The sequence below is a fragment of the Robiginitalea myxolifaciens genome, from assembly GCF_900115205.1.
Taxonomy (GTDB): Bacteria; Bacteroidota; Bacteroidia; order Flavobacteriales; family Flavobacteriaceae; genus Robiginitalea; species Robiginitalea myxolifaciens.
This window is the reverse complement of the sequence record NZ_FOYQ01000001.1, coordinates 911,663-928,419: the sequence shown is the minus strand read 5'-3', so window position 1 is coordinate 928,419 and position 16,757 is coordinate 911,663. Positions and strand designations below refer to the sequence as shown.

At 50.1% G+C, this 16,757-nt stretch carries 12 protein-coding genes, 1 tRNA gene and 1 pseudogene; 7 read left to right on the top strand and 7 right to left on the bottom strand.

The genetic code is table 11. The annotated features are described in order from the left end of the window. Positions 1-2 precede the first annotated feature (2 nt). The 4 genes from BM318_RS04080 to BM318_RS04065 all read right to left on the bottom strand — a co-directional run bounded on the left by BM318_RS04080 (position 3) and on the right by BM318_RS04065 (position 5,457). A complete protein-coding gene (locus BM318_RS04080) occupies positions 3-1,784 on the bottom strand; it encodes a tetratricopeptide repeat protein (RefSeq protein WP_092980881.1) in 1,782 nt (593 codons plus the stop codon). 101 nt (positions 1,785-1,885) lie between these two features. After that, on the bottom strand, positions 1,886-3,163 hold the full coding sequence (gene serS / locus BM318_RS04075; RefSeq protein WP_092980879.1) for a serine--tRNA ligase: 1,278 nt from the start codon (positions 3,161-3,163) through the stop codon (positions 1,886-1,888). Positions 3,164-3,196: 33 nt separating this feature from the next. Continuing rightward, positions 3,197-4,528, bottom strand: coding sequence for an HTTM domain-containing protein (locus BM318_RS04070; RefSeq protein ID WP_092980878.1), 1,332 nt, complete (start codon positions 4,526-4,528; stop codon positions 3,197-3,199). Continuing rightward, positions 4,525-5,457, bottom strand: a complete 933-nt coding sequence (locus BM318_RS04065) for a bifunctional riboflavin kinase/FAD synthetase (protein ID WP_092980876.1) — start codon at positions 5,455-5,457, stop codon at positions 4,525-4,527. The genes BM318_RS04070 and BM318_RS04065 overlap by 4 nt, the downstream gene beginning before the upstream one ends. A gap of 51 nt (positions 5,458-5,508) precedes the next feature. Here BM318_RS04065 and BM318_RS04060 point away from each other — a divergent pair, with 51 nt between their 5' ends. Together BM318_RS04060 and BM318_RS04055 are read left to right on the top strand one after the other, a co-directional pair. Then, positions 5,509-9,285, top strand: coding sequence for a reprolysin-like metallopeptidase (locus BM318_RS04060; RefSeq protein WP_177218253.1), 3,777 nt, complete (start codon positions 5,509-5,511; stop codon positions 9,283-9,285). After that, entirely contained in the window at positions 9,282-9,986 is a 705-nt protein-coding gene (locus tag BM318_RS04055) for a hypothetical protein (RefSeq protein WP_092980874.1), read from the top strand. Before BM318_RS04060 ends, BM318_RS04055 begins: the two co-directional genes overlap by 4 nt. On the opposite strand, the gene pth is transcribed toward BM318_RS04055, so the two are convergent. From pth to BM318_RS04040, 3 genes are all read right to left on the bottom strand, one after another. Continuing rightward, positions 9,983-10,549 carry an aminoacyl-tRNA hydrolase gene (gene pth / locus BM318_RS04050; protein WP_092982062.1) on the bottom strand — a complete coding sequence of 189 codons (567 nt, stop codon included), beginning with the start codon at positions 10,547-10,549 and terminating at the stop codon, positions 9,983-9,985. The two genes, BM318_RS04055 and pth, sit on opposite strands and share 4 nt — an antisense overlap. 194 nt (positions 10,550-10,743) lie before the next feature. Continuing rightward, the gene (locus tag BM318_RS04045; RefSeq protein ID WP_092980873.1) at positions 10,744-11,403 is read right to left on the bottom strand and encodes a 50S ribosomal protein L25/general stress protein Ctc; all 660 of its coding nucleotides are present in this window, start codon (positions 11,401-11,403) and stop codon (positions 10,744-10,746) included. An 18-nt stretch (positions 11,404-11,421) separates the two neighbouring features. Next, the gene (locus tag BM318_RS04040; RefSeq protein WP_092980872.1) at positions 11,422-12,363 is read right to left on the bottom strand and encodes a ribose-phosphate pyrophosphokinase; all 942 of its coding nucleotides are present in this window, start codon (positions 12,361-12,363) and stop codon (positions 11,422-11,424) included. A gap of 166 nt (positions 12,364-12,529) precedes the next feature. Here BM318_RS04040 and BM318_RS04035 point away from each other — a divergent pair, with 166 nt between their 5' ends. The 5 genes and pseudogenes from BM318_RS04035 to BM318_RS04015 all read left to right on the top strand — a co-directional run. Then, positions 12,530-13,039: a hypothetical protein gene (locus tag BM318_RS04035; RefSeq protein WP_092980870.1), complete on the top strand. Its 510-nt coding sequence runs from the start codon at positions 12,530-12,532 to the stop codon at positions 13,037-13,039. A 2-nt stretch (positions 13,040-13,041) separates the two neighbouring features. Continuing rightward, positions 13,042-13,125: transfer RNA gene (locus BM318_RS04030), tRNA-Leu, on the top strand. A gap of 444 nt (positions 13,126-13,569) precedes the next feature. Then, positions 13,570-13,764, top strand: a complete 195-nt coding sequence (locus BM318_RS04025; protein ID WP_092980869.1) for a small ribosomal subunit protein bS21 — start codon at positions 13,570-13,572, stop codon at positions 13,762-13,764. A gap of 43 nt (positions 13,765-13,807) precedes the next feature. Next, complete coding sequence (locus BM318_RS04020; protein ID WP_092980867.1) at positions 13,808-14,671, top strand: sigma-70 family RNA polymerase sigma factor; 864 nt, start codon at positions 13,808-13,810, stop codon at positions 14,669-14,671. A 198-nt stretch (positions 14,672-14,869) separates the two neighbouring features. Further along, positions 14,870-16,711: pseudogene (locus BM318_RS04015) on the top strand (SLC13 family permease); the annotation flags it as partial. Positions 16,712-16,757: the final 46 nt, after the last annotated feature.

Sequence of the window (16,757 nt, the reverse complement as noted above, 5' to 3'; positions counted from 1 at the left end):
AGTTAATTCAGATTGTCTCCCCTAAGGATGCGGAATCGCCTTCGGGCTTCCGGGAAGTAGTAACTATCCTGGAAGCGGTAGATGATTTCGCGATAGTTTTCCATGGCTTTTTCCGGTTCGCCAAGATAGTTGTCGTAGAGTTGCGCACTTTTGAAATAGGCGTCGTCGGCCAGGATTCCGCCGCTGTAGAATTCAATTATTTTACGATAACTCAACAAGGCCCCACTGTAATCTCCGGCTTCTGCAAGCAACATACCATGTCTGAGCAAGGCCTCATCTTCAATAGCTTCGCCCTTGTGTTGGGAGAGGATCTCCTCGAGGATTTCCCTTGCCTGTGTTTTTTTCTGTTGGAAAATGAGCAGATCGGCCCGGGCGAATTTTCGCAGAGCCGTCTGGGTGGAATCCTCCAGGGAATTATCCGAAATAATCAGACTAAGTTGCATGGCGTCATTGGCGATGAGCTGGGAGGTGGAATTGCGCAATACCTTTAATTGGGTCAGCGCCCAGTCAAAATCCCCTTTATAAAAACTGGTCTGCGCCACCTTAAACCGGGCTTCCTGCCCCATGACGTCGTTCTTTAGGCGTTTTTGCACCTGGGAGTACAGGATAAGCGCCTCATTGAATTTGCGATCGTAAACCAGCAGGTCAGCCAAATGCGTTTTCAGATAACCTTCGCCGTAGGCCGAGAGCGGCAAGTCCAGCCCCCGTTTTAATAAGCGTACCCCTTTGCCCGCTTGTTCCATTTCGAAAGTGAGGAACTTGGCGTAGGCTACTTGTAATTGTAGCGTCCCTGGTGAATAACCGAATTCCTCCTGCAATTTTTCGTAGGCCTTCAGGGCGTCTTCCCGATCGTAATTTCCTTCCCGGAAGGCAATCTCAATCAGAAACAACCGGGCATTCAATTGCTGGGAGGGATCGCCGCTTTCTTTGGCCACAAACTCGAAGGCCTCATTCGCAGCTTCTGCCTCACCACCTGCATCGGCCAGCCTGCCCAAATCGAAAATACGGTCGAGCCCTGCGGCTTCCGCCCGGCGGTAGATGGCTTTTTCCTGATTCAGGGCAGCACCGAATTGACCTTCCTGGACAAAGAGCCAACTGAGTAACTCATTCCAAAGGGGATCCGGATTTTGCTGGGCCTGAGTGAGTAGTACCCGCTTGAGCAGGCGGTTGTTTTCGTTTTCAGCATCCGGTTCTACAAAGGATTCAAAAACCCGAAGTACATTGGGTTTGGTGGCAGGCCTTTTTACGAGCAGGGCCATATAGGCTTCGAACATCTGATCCACCCGTCCCTGTTCTCCGTAAATCCGGGCTATCTGAAAATTGAAATCCAGATCCGGGTTCAGTGCCATCGCGCGGCGATACGCTTTCAGTGCGTATTCCAACAGGGTATAGCGCTGGAATTTAAAACCCACTCCATATCCCATATTGGGATTGGATTCGATCGCTTCCAGGGCGCGCTGATACCAGGGCGCAGCCGCTTCCCCCTGCCCGCTAAGGCGGTACGTGTATCCGAGGTCTACATATAAGGTTGGATTGGCAATCCCGGAATCGACCATTTCCTGCAACATGGCAATGGCCTTGTCGTAGGCTTCCAGTTGCTGGTAACACCGGACCAGGTATTCCACAAAATCTGTGCGTCTGGGATTCTCCGAAACCAGCTTTTCATAAAAGACCACCGCCTTCTCGAACTCCCCGTCGTTGAAGTACTGCTTCGCCAAAAAGTCTTCCTGCGCACTTAGTGAAGTTAGCAGCAGGCAAAAGAGCAATGTGAGGATTCCTTTCATAAACTGGATGTTGCGGGAAAGTAACTACCGCGTCTTACTCAAAGGTACAAACTTGCACCACAAGCGCGAGTTAAGACAATGGTAAAGCAAGGCGGGAGCCCTTACTCCTGGGATATTTTTGCAAATCCTGTATACGGTTGCAATACCTCCGGGATCCGGATTCCGTCTTCCTCCTGGAAGTTTTCGAGTAAACCTGCCAGTACTCTTGGGAGTGCCAATGCACTGCCATTCAGCGTATGCGCCAATTGGGTTTTATTGTCCTCGTCCCGATATCTCAATTTTAAGCGATTGGCCTGGAAGGCCTCAAAATTGGACACGGAACTCACCTCCAGCCAACGTCCCTGACCGGCCGACCAGATTTCAAAATCATAAGTGAGGGCAGCAGTAAACCCAAGGTCACCTCCACAAAGCCTCAGGATGCGGTAGGGCAATCCCAATGCCGTAAGAAGGCCTTCGACATGGGCAACCATTTGGTCCAGGGCGGCATAGGAATTTGCAGGATGCTCCACGCGTACAATCTCCACCTTATCGAATTGGTGCAGCCTGTTTAACCCGCGAACGTGGGCTCCATAACTTCCGGCTTCCCTCCGAAAACAAGGGGTATAACCAGTATATTTAATCGGGAAGGAAGATCTTTCCAGGATTTCGTCCCGCAACATATTGGTTACCGGCACCTCTGCCGTAGGGATCAGGTACAGGTTATCCGCGGTAATTTCATACATCTGCCCCTCCTTGTCGGGAAGTTGTCCCGTGCCCATACCGGAGGCCTCATTTACCAGGTGCGGGACCTGAACCTCCTGGTAACCTGCAGCGGTGTTGTAATCCAGGAAATAGGAAATCAGGGCGCGCTGTAAACGGGCACCTTTTCCTTTGTAGACCGGAAATCCGGCCCCTGTAATTTTAACGCCGAGTTCAAAATCGATGAGGTCGTACTGGGAAGCCAATTCCCAGTGGGGCTGGGCATCCTTCCCCATATCCGGACGTTCCCCCACTTCTTTTACCACCTCATTATCGGAGTCGTCCTGCCCGTCGGGTACCGATGGGTGCGGGGCATTGGGCAATTGATACAATGCTTGTTGCAAGGCTTCAGCGGCGGTGGTCAGGTCTTCCCCAAGGGCCTTGGATTTTTCCTTGAGCTTGCCGGATTCCTCCTTCAGGGCATTTGCCTCAGCTCCCTTTCCGGATTTGTAAAGTACCCCGATTTCCTTAGAAATTCGATTCGCCTCGGCCAGGGTGGCATCGACTTCGGCCTGCAGGCTTCGGCGTTTTTCGTCTAATTCCAGGATTTCCTCAACCATAGCCTCGGCGTCGATCCCACGCTTCTTTAAAGCAGTGGCAACGTCGGCGGCGTGATCTCTCAAGGTTTGAATAGGCAGCATGACAACTAATTTATGCGACGCCAAAGGTAGGATTTACTCGTGTAAATCGCCACTATTTCGGGGGAGGATCCACCGGTGGTGCCTGAAGGGATCCCAGGGCTCTGCGGCCAGGTCTATTTCCGGGTCAATAAAGGGTTGAAATGGGCGCCGGTTGATTCTGACCCTGGCATTCACATAAACGGAAACGTCCATCCCTTTTGCCGAGTATTCCGCTTTAAGGCGTTGTGCGAATTGCCACATACAATCCGGATAGGCACTAGCCATCCCGTGCTGTTTGGGGGTGAGGTACTCATCGAGTACAATATTCTGGGATTGACCGGTGGCCTTGTCTTCCACACGGTAGGTAACCATTCCCCGGCGGCTTCGAAGCATCATCCGCCAGCTCAATCGATGTCCTTCTTCCGTCCACAGGACATCTCCTTCAATAAAGTGATGGCGCAGCGGCAGGGCGAGTTGTATAACAAAATACAGGGATAGCAAGGTCAGGACCAAGTTTGCATTTTTTGGGATTGTAGTGGTTAAAACTTCCTCTTGCACCTGGGGTTTTGAGGGAAAAAATACCCGGCGAATCGTTTCAGGGGGATAGCAGAATACGATGAAGGCCAGGGACAGGTACGGGAAAATCCCGATTTGCAGGACCACCGAATTGAAGAGATGGAAAAAGAAGGAGGCGATCAGGGCGATTTTCCGGGTGGGTTTCCAGAGCAGCATGGGAATAACCAGGAAATCGAAGAGGATCCCAAAACCCCCAATTATTGAATGGGCTAAAGGTTGCTGCAGGAACTCCCCGATAATCGGGATATTCCCCCGACTTTCCATCAGTAAACTGATGAAACTGAAGTCCAGCCAGTCGGTGTATAATTTCGCTATGGCTGCGTAGGTATAGACGATGAATAACTGGGCGATAAAGATCCAGCGACACCAGGCCGGCATGGTATGGCGCTCTTTATCGGGATTGCGGCGCACATCCAGGGAGCGGGAATCCGCGGCCGGCAACAAACACATAAAAGCCGAAATGAGGACCAGCAGGTAGTAGTGGTTGTTATAGGCAGATTTCTGCATGAGGTAGACCGCCGTCCACATCAGACAAAAAGAAATAATGCTCAAGCGGTAGCGATACCCCAACATAATCGCCAGCCCCAAAAAACCCATCACGGCAAAGTAGAAGTACATGCCTCCTCCGGGAAGGGGTTGCAACCATTCAAATCCAATGAAGTTGAAGGTGAATTGGGGTTCTACCAGCGTCCTTCGGACCCAACCCGTAGCAATGGCACCAAAACATTCCAGCGCCACCAGCAGCCCGAAGAAGATGCGAAAGATGATCAGGGGGCTGTTGTCGATCCGCTGAAATAACCGGGCTTTCATTCCAGCGTAGCTATGTAGTTCCTGGCTTGCTCCTGGTCTGCGGTGAGTTGTGCTTTCAGAGAGTCTAGGGATGAAAACTTTATTTCGTCCCGCAGGCGTTTGTGCAAGCGTACTTGCAGGGGTTGGTCATAGAGGTCCTGATCCAACTCAAAGAAATGGATTTCGATATGTTCCCGGGTTCCATCCACCGTAGGATTCATTCCAATATTCATCATCCCATAGCGGGTGGTTTGCTCGTGGGTTGCAGAAACCACATAGACTCCTTGCCTGGGAATGAGTTTGTAGGGCGTGTCCGGTTGGAGGTTGGCGGTGGGAAAGCCGAGTTCCCGGCCCAGGCCTTTACCCCGGATTACCTTGCCGCTAATGGTATACGCATAGCCCAGATAGCGGTTCGCGGTTTCCAAATCCCCCTCGTTCAGGGCTTTTCGGATCTTGGTGGAACTCACGGAGATATCGTCTATTTCCTGCGCATTGATTTCTTCTACTTCAAAGCCATAGAGGTTGCCGTACGCCCGCAAATCCTGGATATCTGCAGAGCGGTTCCGGCCAAAACGGTGGTCATAGCCAATGATAATCCGCCTGGCTTGTAATCGGTTCACCAGTATCTGCCGAACAAACTCTTTCGCGGTGAGGCGGGAAAATTCCTTAGTAAAGGGATGGATGATCAAGGCGTCCAGGCCGAGTTCATTGAGGATTTGTGTCTTTTCCTCTATGGAACTCAAAAGCCTCAAATCGGTATCCTTTTGAAGCACCATCCGCGGATGCGGGTAAAAGGTAAGTAAGGTGCTCTCCAGATTGGCATCCTTTCCGGATAGTATGAGCCGGTCCAGGATCTTGCGATGACCTACGTGAACGCCATCAAAGGTACCGATGGTAACCACGGATGGCCGCTTGGCCTGAAAATCTGAAAGACCCTTAATGGTTTTCACAGCTTGAAAATAATAAAAATGGCTTATTTTAGGAGTTGCAAAGCCCCGCAAATGAAGACAAAATTACGTCTTGTTTTAGCATTTCCCCTCCTCTTTTTTTGCTTTTCGCTCTGGTCCCAGGATCGCGGGGAACTTTGGGATGAAATAGCAGGGACAATGGATGTGCCTGTTCTGGGGATTCGCGATGCCCAGGGCTATTTATTACGGACGGCTGATTTGAGCCGCACTTTAGAATCCCTGCAGGGCCAAAGCACGCGAATGATCACCGTTTCCTTCCCCGTTGGTGAAGGATCCATCAAGACGTTTCAGGTGGAGGAATATTCGATAATGCACCCGGATTTGCAGGCGCGTTATCCACAAATTCGCTCCTACCGCGGTTTTGCTATTGACGACCCACAAGGCCGCCAAATTCGATTCAGCCTCTCGCCCCAGGGCTTCCAGGGCATGCTATTATCCGCTTCCGGGTCCGGGGATGTCTTTATTGAACAGCATCCTGACCGACCCGGGAATTATATCCTGTTTTCGAGAAAAGACCGGGACGACCCCATCGCCTGGAAATGTGAAACTGAGGGGGCTACGGCTTCTGCCAAGACCGGCACTGATAATCCTTCTGCGCGATTGGTCGATGACGGGCAGTTGAGGACCTACCGCCTGGCGGTCACCACTACGGGAGAATATACCGAATATCACGGGGGCACGGTGCCCGATGCCCTGGCGGCCATCAATGCTTCCATGACGCGGATCAACGCCATCTTTGAGCGCGATATGGCACTGCGGATGGAATTGATCCCCGAAACCGACCAGATTATTTTTACCGACCCCGGTACGGATCCCTTTGGGGGCAACCTGAGTTCGGAGGCCCAGACTACGCTAAGTGCCAATATTGGTGCCTCTGCCTATGATATCGGGCATCTCTTTCACCGGGCCGGTGCCACCGGAAACGCAGGTGGAATTGGAACCGTTTGTGTTGATTCCCAGAAGGGGGGAGCATTTTCGGCTACTCCCAACCCGGAAGGGGATCGCTTCGATGTGGATTTTGTTGCTCATGAAATGGGACACCAGTTTGGTGCCAACCACACCTGGTCGTTCCAATCCGAAGGGACCGAAGTTCAGGCCGAACCGGCAAGTGGAACCACGATTATGGGCTACGCGGGAATTACCCAGCAAAACGATGTTGCCGATTTCAGCGATGATTACTTCCACTACTACAGCATTCTTCAGATGAGTTCCTATGTTACCGGATTGAGTTGCGGGACCACGATGAATCTGACCAACCTCCCTCCGGTAATCACCAGCCAGCCCGATTACATTATTCCCCAGGGAACGGCTTTTGTTCTCGAAGGAACGGCCAGTGATCCGGATGGCACCGATGTGCTGACCTACACCTGGGAACAAATAGACAACGGGGTGGTAACTCAGGCGAGCTTTGGCCCGGAAAACCCTATCGGGGCCTCCTTCAGATCCTTACCCCCAACAACGGATAATGCACGTTATTTTCCTTCCCTGGAACGAATTCGTTCGGGGAACCTTACCCAGCAAAACCCGGGCAGTGGTTCGGCCTGGGAAACGGTAGCTACTATTGAACGCGACCTGAATTTTGCGCTTACGGTGCGCGACAATGCCTTTGGTGGCGGACAGGTGACCAGCGACCTGGTTCGGGTTGGTGTTCGCGCAGCGGCAGGTCCTTTTGAAATGACTTCCCAATCCACGTCTCAGACTTTTCAGGCCGGAAGCGTTCAAAACATCAGCTGGGATGTGGCAGGCACCAGTGACGCCCCGATAAATTGCCAGGAACTCGAATTGTGGCTCTCTACCAATGGCGGACTGTCTTTCGATATCCTGATTGATGACGCTTTGCCCAATATTGGCAGCGCCACCATCCAATTGCCCGGGACGCCTACCAATCAGGGTAGGTTTATGCTCAAGGCCAAAAACAACATATTCCTGGCTGTCAACGCGGCCAATTTCACGATTACCCAACAGGATTTTGTATTGCAGGCCAATCGGCTAACGGCCGAAGTATGCCAACCCGATAATGGCGCCTTTGCCATTAATTATCAGCGTTTCGGAAGCTTTACAGAGGTCGTTTCATTAAGTATGAGCGGGCTGCCAGCCGGGGTTAATGCCAACTTTTCCCCGAGCAGCGTTCAGGCCAACGATACCGATGTACTCCTAACCCTTACTGGTACTGGAGGAGCGAGTCCTGGAAATTACGACCTCGTACTTACAGGAACAGGGGGAGGAAGTGAGTTCAATTTACCGCTATCCATACAGCTCCTTGGCGGAACAAGTACTGCTCCGGTACTGGCAAGTCCTACGGATGGGGCTCAGGATGTTGGGCTCCGGCCCAACTTACAGTGGATTGATAATCCCGACATAACTTCTTACACGGTAGAGCTGGCTGCGGATTCAGGTTTTCTAACCCTGATTGCTCAGGAAACCCTGGCTGGGAACAGCTATCAGGTTCCGGAACTCCAGCCGGAAACCGAGTACTTCTGGCGGGTATCGGGAACTGATGCATGCGGCGCCGTGCCGTTTTCCCAGGAATTTCGTTTCACGACTGCACAGGTCAGTTGCAAAACGATTACGGCCACGGGACTTCCTATAGATATTTCCCCAGTGGGTACCCCGACAGTAGAATCGCGGATCACGGTACCGGATAATGGGACGGTGGCGGATATTAAGGTGTCTTTAGATATCGAACACAGTTTCTTATCGGATCTCATCATAAAACTGCAATCGCCTTCCGGGACTGTAGTAACACTGGTCTCCAACTCTTGTGGAAGCGCCGCAGATCTTGTCGCTGTTTTTGACAATAGTGCTGCTCCATTTGTATGTGGTTCTAATCCGGCCATATCGGGGATGGTTCGCCCGTTAGGATCCTTCAATGCATTTGCCGGGGAGTCTTCACAGGGGGAATGGATCCTGACTATCGATGATACCTTGCCTGCGGATGGGGGGCAGCTGAATAGTTTTGAATTGGAACTCTGCGTCGAAGGAGAATTCCGGCCGGATGCCGACGGGGACGGAGTCTTTGACGATGGCGATGACCTGTGTTTGGGAACTCCTGCCGGAGCTGAAGTAGATGCCTTTGGTTGTGAAGTATTTCGCTTTGCAAGTAATCAGTTCCAGGTGGAAATTGCTACCGAGTCCTGTGTAGGCCAGGCCGATGGATCGGTTGCCATTAGTGCGTCCAGCCCACTGAATTATCAGGCAACCCTGACGGGGAACGGGATTAACCGCCAGGAGAACTTTACCCAAGAATTTACCTTCGGGAATCTGCCAGCAGGGGATTATGAGCTCTGCATTGACGGCAACGATGGAACGAATAATTTTGAGCCCAGCTGTTTCCAGGTTACGATTTCCGGGCCGGAACCCTTAGGGGTAGTGGCCCAAACCCTGGCCGATGGTTCGGGGGTTGCCCTGGCCCTTAGCGGGGCAGCGGCCTACACCGTACGCTTAAACGGCAACACCCAAACCCTGGATTCGCGTACGGCACTATTGCAATTTGAGCAAGGGATGAATGTGTTGGAGGTGGAAGCAATACCCAGCTGCGCAGGTAGTTTCCGTCAGGAGTATTTCTATTCCAACAAGCCCGAAATTGCTCCGAACCCCTTTGTAGACCGTCTCGAATTTTTCCTGCCGTGGCCTGCGGAAGTCTTTACTTTGGAAATCTTCAATGCTGCAGGATCCCTGGTGTTCAGCAAGGAACTCCAGGCCATTGAAAATCGAGGAGAAACAGAGGTGCCGGTATTGCCTTCCGGTTTATATGTTGTTCGGGTAAGCAACCAGGGGAATACGGCAACCTATAAACTATTCCGGCAATGAAAAGGATAGTGCTAAAAAATTGGATCGGGACCGTGGTGCTGATAGCAGCAATGGTGCTCGCGGGATGCAAAAAAGATGATGGCCCATCCCTGCCGGGTGCTGTAACCCTTGTTTTTCCTGAAAATAACTCCGAATGCCTGACCGGGATTGTACTGAACCAACAGACCAGTGAAGTCGAATTCCGCTGGCAGGCCACGAATAACGCAGCTACCTATCGGTTGACTGTTCGCCACCTGGGTGATGGAACCACAGAACAGCTTACGACATCGAACACCACAGCCCGGGTTGTGCTGGATCGGGGCGCCCCGTATTCCTGGTCCGTAGTGGGGCAGACCGCTTCCGGAATGTCGGGGCCTTCAAGTGCTACCTTTCAATTTTACAATGCAGGGATTACACTGACGTATCCCCCTTTTCCTGCAACACTTATTTCTCCTGGGTCCGGAGCCAGTATCACCGCAAGTGCTCAGGGGCAGGTGTTGTTAGAGTGGATCGGAGGAGATGTAGATGGGGACCTGAACGGATACGAGGTGTTTCTGGGTACCGCGGTCGATAATCTCAGCAGTGCCGCTCAGGTAGGCCCGTTTAGCACGTCAACAACAGTCAGTGTGAATTCCGGCACGGTATATTTCTGGGAGGTAATCAGCCGGGATGCTGAGGGTAATTCCAGTAGTTCGGGTGTGTACTCCTTCCGGGTGCTCTAGGTGCCGTTAAAGGTATTCATGGTCCGGGCGGGACCAGCCAATACAAACGATTTAATCAGGGCAGCGCTGCGCTCGAGTCGTTCTCCCAGTTTTTCCTGTTCGCCTTCCTCCCATTTACCCAGTACATAATCTACCTGCCGTCCTTTGCTGAATTCGTCCCCGATTCCAAATCGAAAGCGGGCATACTGTGTGGTTCCCAGAACCTGTTGGATGTCCTTCAGGCCGTTATGGCCGCCATCACTGCCCTTTGTCTTCAGGCGAAGGGTCCCAAAAGGGAGGTTGAGGTCGTCGGTTATGACCAACACATTTTCCAGAGAAATCTTTTCCTTATCCATCCAGTATTTTACCGCTTTTCCGCTGCGATTCATATAGGTGGAAGGTTTCAGGCAAATCAATTGCCGGCCTTTGACGCGAAATCGGCCAACAGCTCCCAGGCGATCCGGTTCCATGGTGAATGCTTCAGCTTCGGCCAATGCATCCAGGATTTCAAAGCCGATGTTGTGGCGGGTATTTTCGTACTCCGCTCCGATATTACCCAAGCCGGCAATCAGGAATTTTTTCATGGTTTCACTATTGGAACTTTCGGGATCCGCGCTCTCAACCCTGGCTACAGGATCAGGGTCGGAAGTGCTAAACAGTCTTTTAAGCCAGGTCCACACAGGGGGTCTTTTAAGGGCTAAAATACAAAAAGCGCCACGCGACCTGCAGGTCCCATGGCGCTTGTTTCTATTGACTTGTGGTCGCTAGGGTTCCGGACTTATTCCGTGGCCTCAGCAGGAGCCTCTGCTGCAGCACCTTCGGCGCCATCAGCAGCTTCAGAAGTTTCTCCTTCTTCTCCTTCTTCATCCTCATCCTCATCGACAACAATAGCTTTACGCGCAGTTTTAACCTGTACTACTACGGTACTGTCTGGGTGCAGGATGGTAAATTCTTCGCTTTTCAGACCTTCGACACTAATCGCGTCCCCAATCTTCAACTTGGAGATGTCTAGGTTGAAGAAATCGGGAAGGTTAGCAGGAAGCGCACGAATAACCAGTTTGCGCTTGCGGAAAAGCAAACGTCCACCGTTGCGAACTCCTGGAGAGTTTCCTTCCAGACGAACCGGAATTTTCATGGTAACCTCTTTGTCCTCGAACAACTGATAGAAGTCTACGTGCAGAATCTTATCCGTTACCGGGTGGAATTGGATGTCCTGCATTACTGCATCGATCTTGGTGCCGTTTTCCAGCTCAACTACCACGGTGTGGGCATTGGGCGTGTACACCAAATCTTTAAACGACATTTCGTCTGCTGAAAAGTGCAGTGGCGCCTCCCCCCCGTATATCACGCAAGGGACCTTTCCAGCATTACGTAGGGCCTTAGTCGCCGACTTGCCCACGCTTTCTCTTTCTGATCCTTGGATTGTAATTGATTTCATTATTGAATTTTAATTGTGCTACATTAAAAATTTAGACGCGATCGAGGTGTTGTGATGCACCCGATGCATTACGTCTGCAAAAAGGTCCGCGCAGCTCAGGACCTTTACTTTTTCGGATTCCTGCTTTCTCGGAATAGAATCTGTGATGATCAGTTCCTCCAGGCGGGAATTTTCAATGCGTTCAAAGGCGTTGCCCGAGAGCAAGCCGTGGGTAGTAATCGCGCGAACACTTAACGCTCCCCGTTCCATCATCAGATCGGCAGCTTTGGTAAGTGTTCCAGCGGTATCTACCATGTCGTCTACCAGGACAACATTTTTATTTTCGACATCCCCAATGAGTTCCATGTGCGAAATCACATTGGCTTTGGCGCGTTGCTTGTAACAGATAACTACATCGCTTTCCAGGGCTTTGGAATAAGCGTAAGCCCTTTTGGATCCACCCATGTCGGGGGAAGCAATGGTCAGATTATCTAACTTCAGCTTTTTCAGGTAGGGCAAGAAGAGGGTAGAGGCAAACAAATGGTCTACCGGCTTTTCGAAAAAGCCCTGGATCTGATCGGCGTGAAGGTCCATAGTAATGATGCGCGTGGCCCCGGCGGTTTCCAACATTTTAGCTACCAGTTTGGCGGCAATGGGAACACGGGGTTTATCCTTCCGGTCCTGGCGTGCCCATCCAAAATAGGGCATCACCGCTGTGATGTGGCGGGCAGATGCGCGCTTGGCAGCATCGAGCATGAGCAGCATCTCCATCAGATGTTCCGGCCCGGGATGGGTAGAACCGATAATGAAGATTCGCGCTCCGCGAATCGACTCCTCAAAGGAAGGTTGGAATTCACCGTCGCTATATCGGGAAAAGTGCACATTGCCCAACTCAGCCCCATAAGCCCTGGCGATCTCACGCCCAAGCTCCTGACTCTGTGTGCAGGCAAATATTTTCGGTTCCGGTACGGTGTACGACATTACTGTGTCTTTACGGGCCTAACTCCCTGACCCGAAAGGAGGTGCAAATTTACACATATTTCTGAGCCTGAAAAGTATTAATACCCCATATTTTCAATGCCAGATCAAATATTTTTATACTTTTGCCATCCCTTGTGAAAACAAGTATGTTCATTATCTTAGGTCAATGGGTTTTTTTCGAAATTTTTCGATCGCCTTTTGGCTTTTGTTTCTCATAGTTTCCTGCAGTGATGATTCGGGCGATACGCCTGAGCCACAACCCGAAACGGACCAGCGACAGGCCAATTTGGTTATCGATGGAAGTCCCTGGACGTTTGATCAGTATGTGCTGCTCAATGTCCTTGAACGCAACGGCTCAGCGCTTACCGATCAGGAGATTGCCGATTTAGGTGCTGCGGCTTACGGCGAAGTGGTTTTAACCTTCAACGCCAACGGCAGCGGAACCGAAACCGGGTTCGATCCTATCCCTAGCAATTTTTTCTGGGATTTGGATTCGTCGGGAAATGTGATTTTCCTGGACAATGCCGGGAACGCACTGGAGCCACCCCTGGGTAGTTTTCAGGTGAATCTTTCCCAACAACGGGTGAGTTTTACTGCTGAACGCACCGAGGAAGATCCTCAGACTACTATGGAAATAAGATATTCGGGCAGAGCGGATTTTACAGGAGAATTTTAAATGCCTCGGTGGCGGAATTGGTAGACGCGCTGGATTCAAAATCCAGTGATAGCAATATCGTGTGGGTTCGATTCCCACCCGAGGTACGGATAAGCCGCAAAAAAGCGGAAGTGCAAGCGAGTTTCAAAAAATGAAGCTCGCTTCTTTTTTTTGAAACCGCGCAGTGTTTCCTTTTGTGGTTTTCAAAACGACCGAGTAGGGAAGCTTTCCGTCAGGAAAGCAATCCCACCCAAAAGTTTTGGGCTCTTGCATAGGCCTGGTTCCAATTTAAAAGCTTTCCTTTGTGGAAATCACGGATACTGGACAATGATTGTTCCAATCCTGAAATAAATTAGACAGCCTCCATATTCTTCATTGCTGTTCCTGAGGCCTTCTTCCTTATTTTTTGCTTGAACCAATAGTTGCGTTGTTGAGCCCGGAAAGGCCTGCTTCATGAGAGATTCATCTCTGGCAAATTCATTGATTTCTGCTTTCGATTCAATAGATATCGCCTACAACAAAGCCTTTTTTAATTCCAAATTCAAGCAAATATGTTAGTAGTAAAAATAGCTCCTGGTGAACAAATTGAAAGGGCTCTGAAACGATACAGGAATAAGGTGCGTAAAACCCAGCAATTGAAGCGTATCAGAAGTTACCAGGAATATACCAAAAAGTCCACTGCGAAAAGGGAAGAGCTCAAAAAGGCAATTTACAAGAACGAATACATGAGAAATCAGGAGAATTGATTTTTCCACCTGCCCATAGAATCGGCACTCAGATACTCCTGCTATGAAACCACTTTATATTTCGAAACAAATCACTTCCAGAGAGAGCATTTCTCTCAACAAGTATTTGGGAGATATTAGCCGGATCCCATTGATTTCTCAGGAAGAAGAAGTAGAGCTCTCGGTTAGGATCAGAGGAGGGGATTCGGCCGCTTTGGAAAGATTGGTTTCTGCAAATTTGAGATTTGTCGTCTCTGTTGCCAAACAGTATCAGTCTCGGGGACTTAATCTACACGATCTTATCAACGAGGGTAATCTGGGCCTGATCAAGGCCGCACAAAAATTCGATGAAACCCGGGGATTTAAGTTTATCTCCTATGCCGTGTGGTGGATACGCCAGGGTATTATTCAGGCATTAACCGAAAAATCAAGGATGGTTCGGCTACCTCTAAACAAAATCAACGCGATTAATAAGATAAAAACCTTTTCTTCTCACTTCGAACAACAGAATCAAAGAGTTCCCACTGCGATCGAACTATTGGAAATGGTTGATTTTTCTTTACAGGAAATTGAATTCTGCATGAATCATACCTCCCGTTCCCGATCCCTGGATGAATATCTTAAACCAGGAGAAAGCACTTTGAATTTACATGATGTCCTGCCCTCCAACACATCCTCAGGCCCGGAGTATACCATGAATAATTATTCATTACAACAGGATATCGATGAGGTTCTCCACGACCTTACTTTTCGGGAAGCCTATGTATTAAAAAGGGTTTATGGTATTGGATTAGATAATCCTGTTGGTTTGGCCGAAATTGCAATGGAATTGGACATTACCTCTGAGCGCGTGAGACAGATTAAGTTGAATGCGCTGCACCAACTTCGCAGTTCTTCCAAAATTGAGTTGCTTAAAGAGTACCTGTAACCGGCCTGATAATACCGCATAGGCGAAGTGTCGCTTTTATCTCCAAAGACCGGTTATTTTTAATCACTGGGGCCGTCTTATTCATAGTTCATCCATAATCCGTTCGATTCAAAATATGAATCCTGACATCCATCATATAATGTCCGGGTAGCCTGCACGTAATTTTGAGACTTAGTAAATTAAGATCCGTTACAGGCACTAATGACTACACTGCTGATTATCCTTGCGTGCACCATTCTCTTATTTATCTGGGGAAAATTTCCACCCGATGTCGTTGCGCTCCTATCGATGGTGAGCCTGTTCCTATCGGGAATTCTCAATGTAGAGGAGGCGTTAAGCGGATTCAGTAATGCCACAGTCATCATGATTGCCGCACTTTTTATTATCGGCGAAGGGTTGTCCCGTACCGGCTGGACAGCGCTGGCGGGTCAGCGTTTTGTGAGTTGGGCCAAAAAGAGCGTCCCTAAATTGCTGGTTATCGTGACCTTGGGTGCCAGCGTGTTGTCGGGATTTGTCAGCAATACGGGTACCGTAGCCGCCCTTGTTCCGGTAACGGTATCTGCAGCCTGGAATGCCGGTACCATGCCTTCAAAATTACTGATGCCCGTTGCCTTCGGATCCAATACGGGAGGATTGCTGACGCTCACCGGAACGCCACCGAATATTATTGCGAGCAATGCCATGGTGGAAAATGGGATGGAAGGATTTGGATTCTTTGAGTTTTCCCTCATTGGATTACCCTTATTGTTGATTGCAATCCTCTATTTCCGCTATTTCGGTTTTCGGTTGATGCCTGCCAACAAGACCAATGAAAAACCGACGGACATCAATGCAGAGATGCATAAATGGATCGAGAACTACAGTATTGGAGATAATCTGTATCGCCTTCGGATCCGTTCCATGTCTCCGCTGATAAATACTACAATAGGGTCCTGGGATTTTGAGAAGAATTACGGCATTTCCGTAATGCGATTAAAACGGAGACACCCCAGTCCGCTAAAGCAGCGCGTTCCCTTGTTCGTGGAATTGCCCGAACCGGAGACCGAAATGCGCTATCACGACATCATTACCATCAAGGGGGAACCCGAGCAGGTAGATCGTATGGTTCTGCAGTTTTCCCTTGGGATTATACCTACCCCGGCCGAAATGGACACCTTGAAAAATGAATTGATCAATCAGGAGGTGGGGATGGCCGAGATGCTCATCACTCCGAATTCCATGCTCGTGGGGCGAATAGTCAATTTAGGTCATTATCTGAGGCAATCCGGCGTACAACTACTGGCCGCATCCCGAAAGAATAGTCCGTTGCGGGGTAAAATAAAAATTGAGGCTGGAGACGCCTTCGTGATACGCGGGACCTGGGAGAATATTGAGACCTTAAAGTCGGTTTATGAAAATGTGGTCATCTCCGGGAGTCCGGAAGCGCTCTCCAAGAATGTAGACCAGTTAACCGCAAGAAGCTATATAGCCCTGGGGACGCTGCTGTTGCTGATTATCCTGCTCGTATTTAAAATCCTGCCCGGAGCCATGGCGGCTTTAATTTGCGCAGGAATCATGATGTTAACGCGCTGTGTGCCGATTACAAAAGCCTACAAAGGAATAAGCTGGACCAGCGTGGTTATGATTGCGGCCATGATCCCTATGGGCCTGGCCTTGCAAAAAACAGGAGCGGCGCAAATTGCCGCGGATAGTTTAGTGTCCAGTCTGGGCAGTATGCACCCGGTAGCCTTGTTGGCGGGCATTTTCCTGCTTACCACGGCGTTCAGCCAAACCATTAATAATTCGGCTACCGCGGTATTGATGGCGCCCATCGCTTTCATGGCCGCACATTCTCTGGGTTTGTCGCCGAAACCATTTCTAATAACGGTAGCCGTTAGCGCGTCTACGGCATTTTTAACTCCGGTCGGAACTACAACCAATGCAATGGTGCTATCTGCCGGGGGGTATAAATTTTTGGATTACATCCGCGTCGGGGGTCCACTGTTGTTGCTGTTCTTTATAGCTACCATAGTGCTGGTGCCTTTGATTTGGAATTTTTAATAACTTAAAAAAGCGGATTAGGACTCAGTAAGAAAAGTACAGAGCC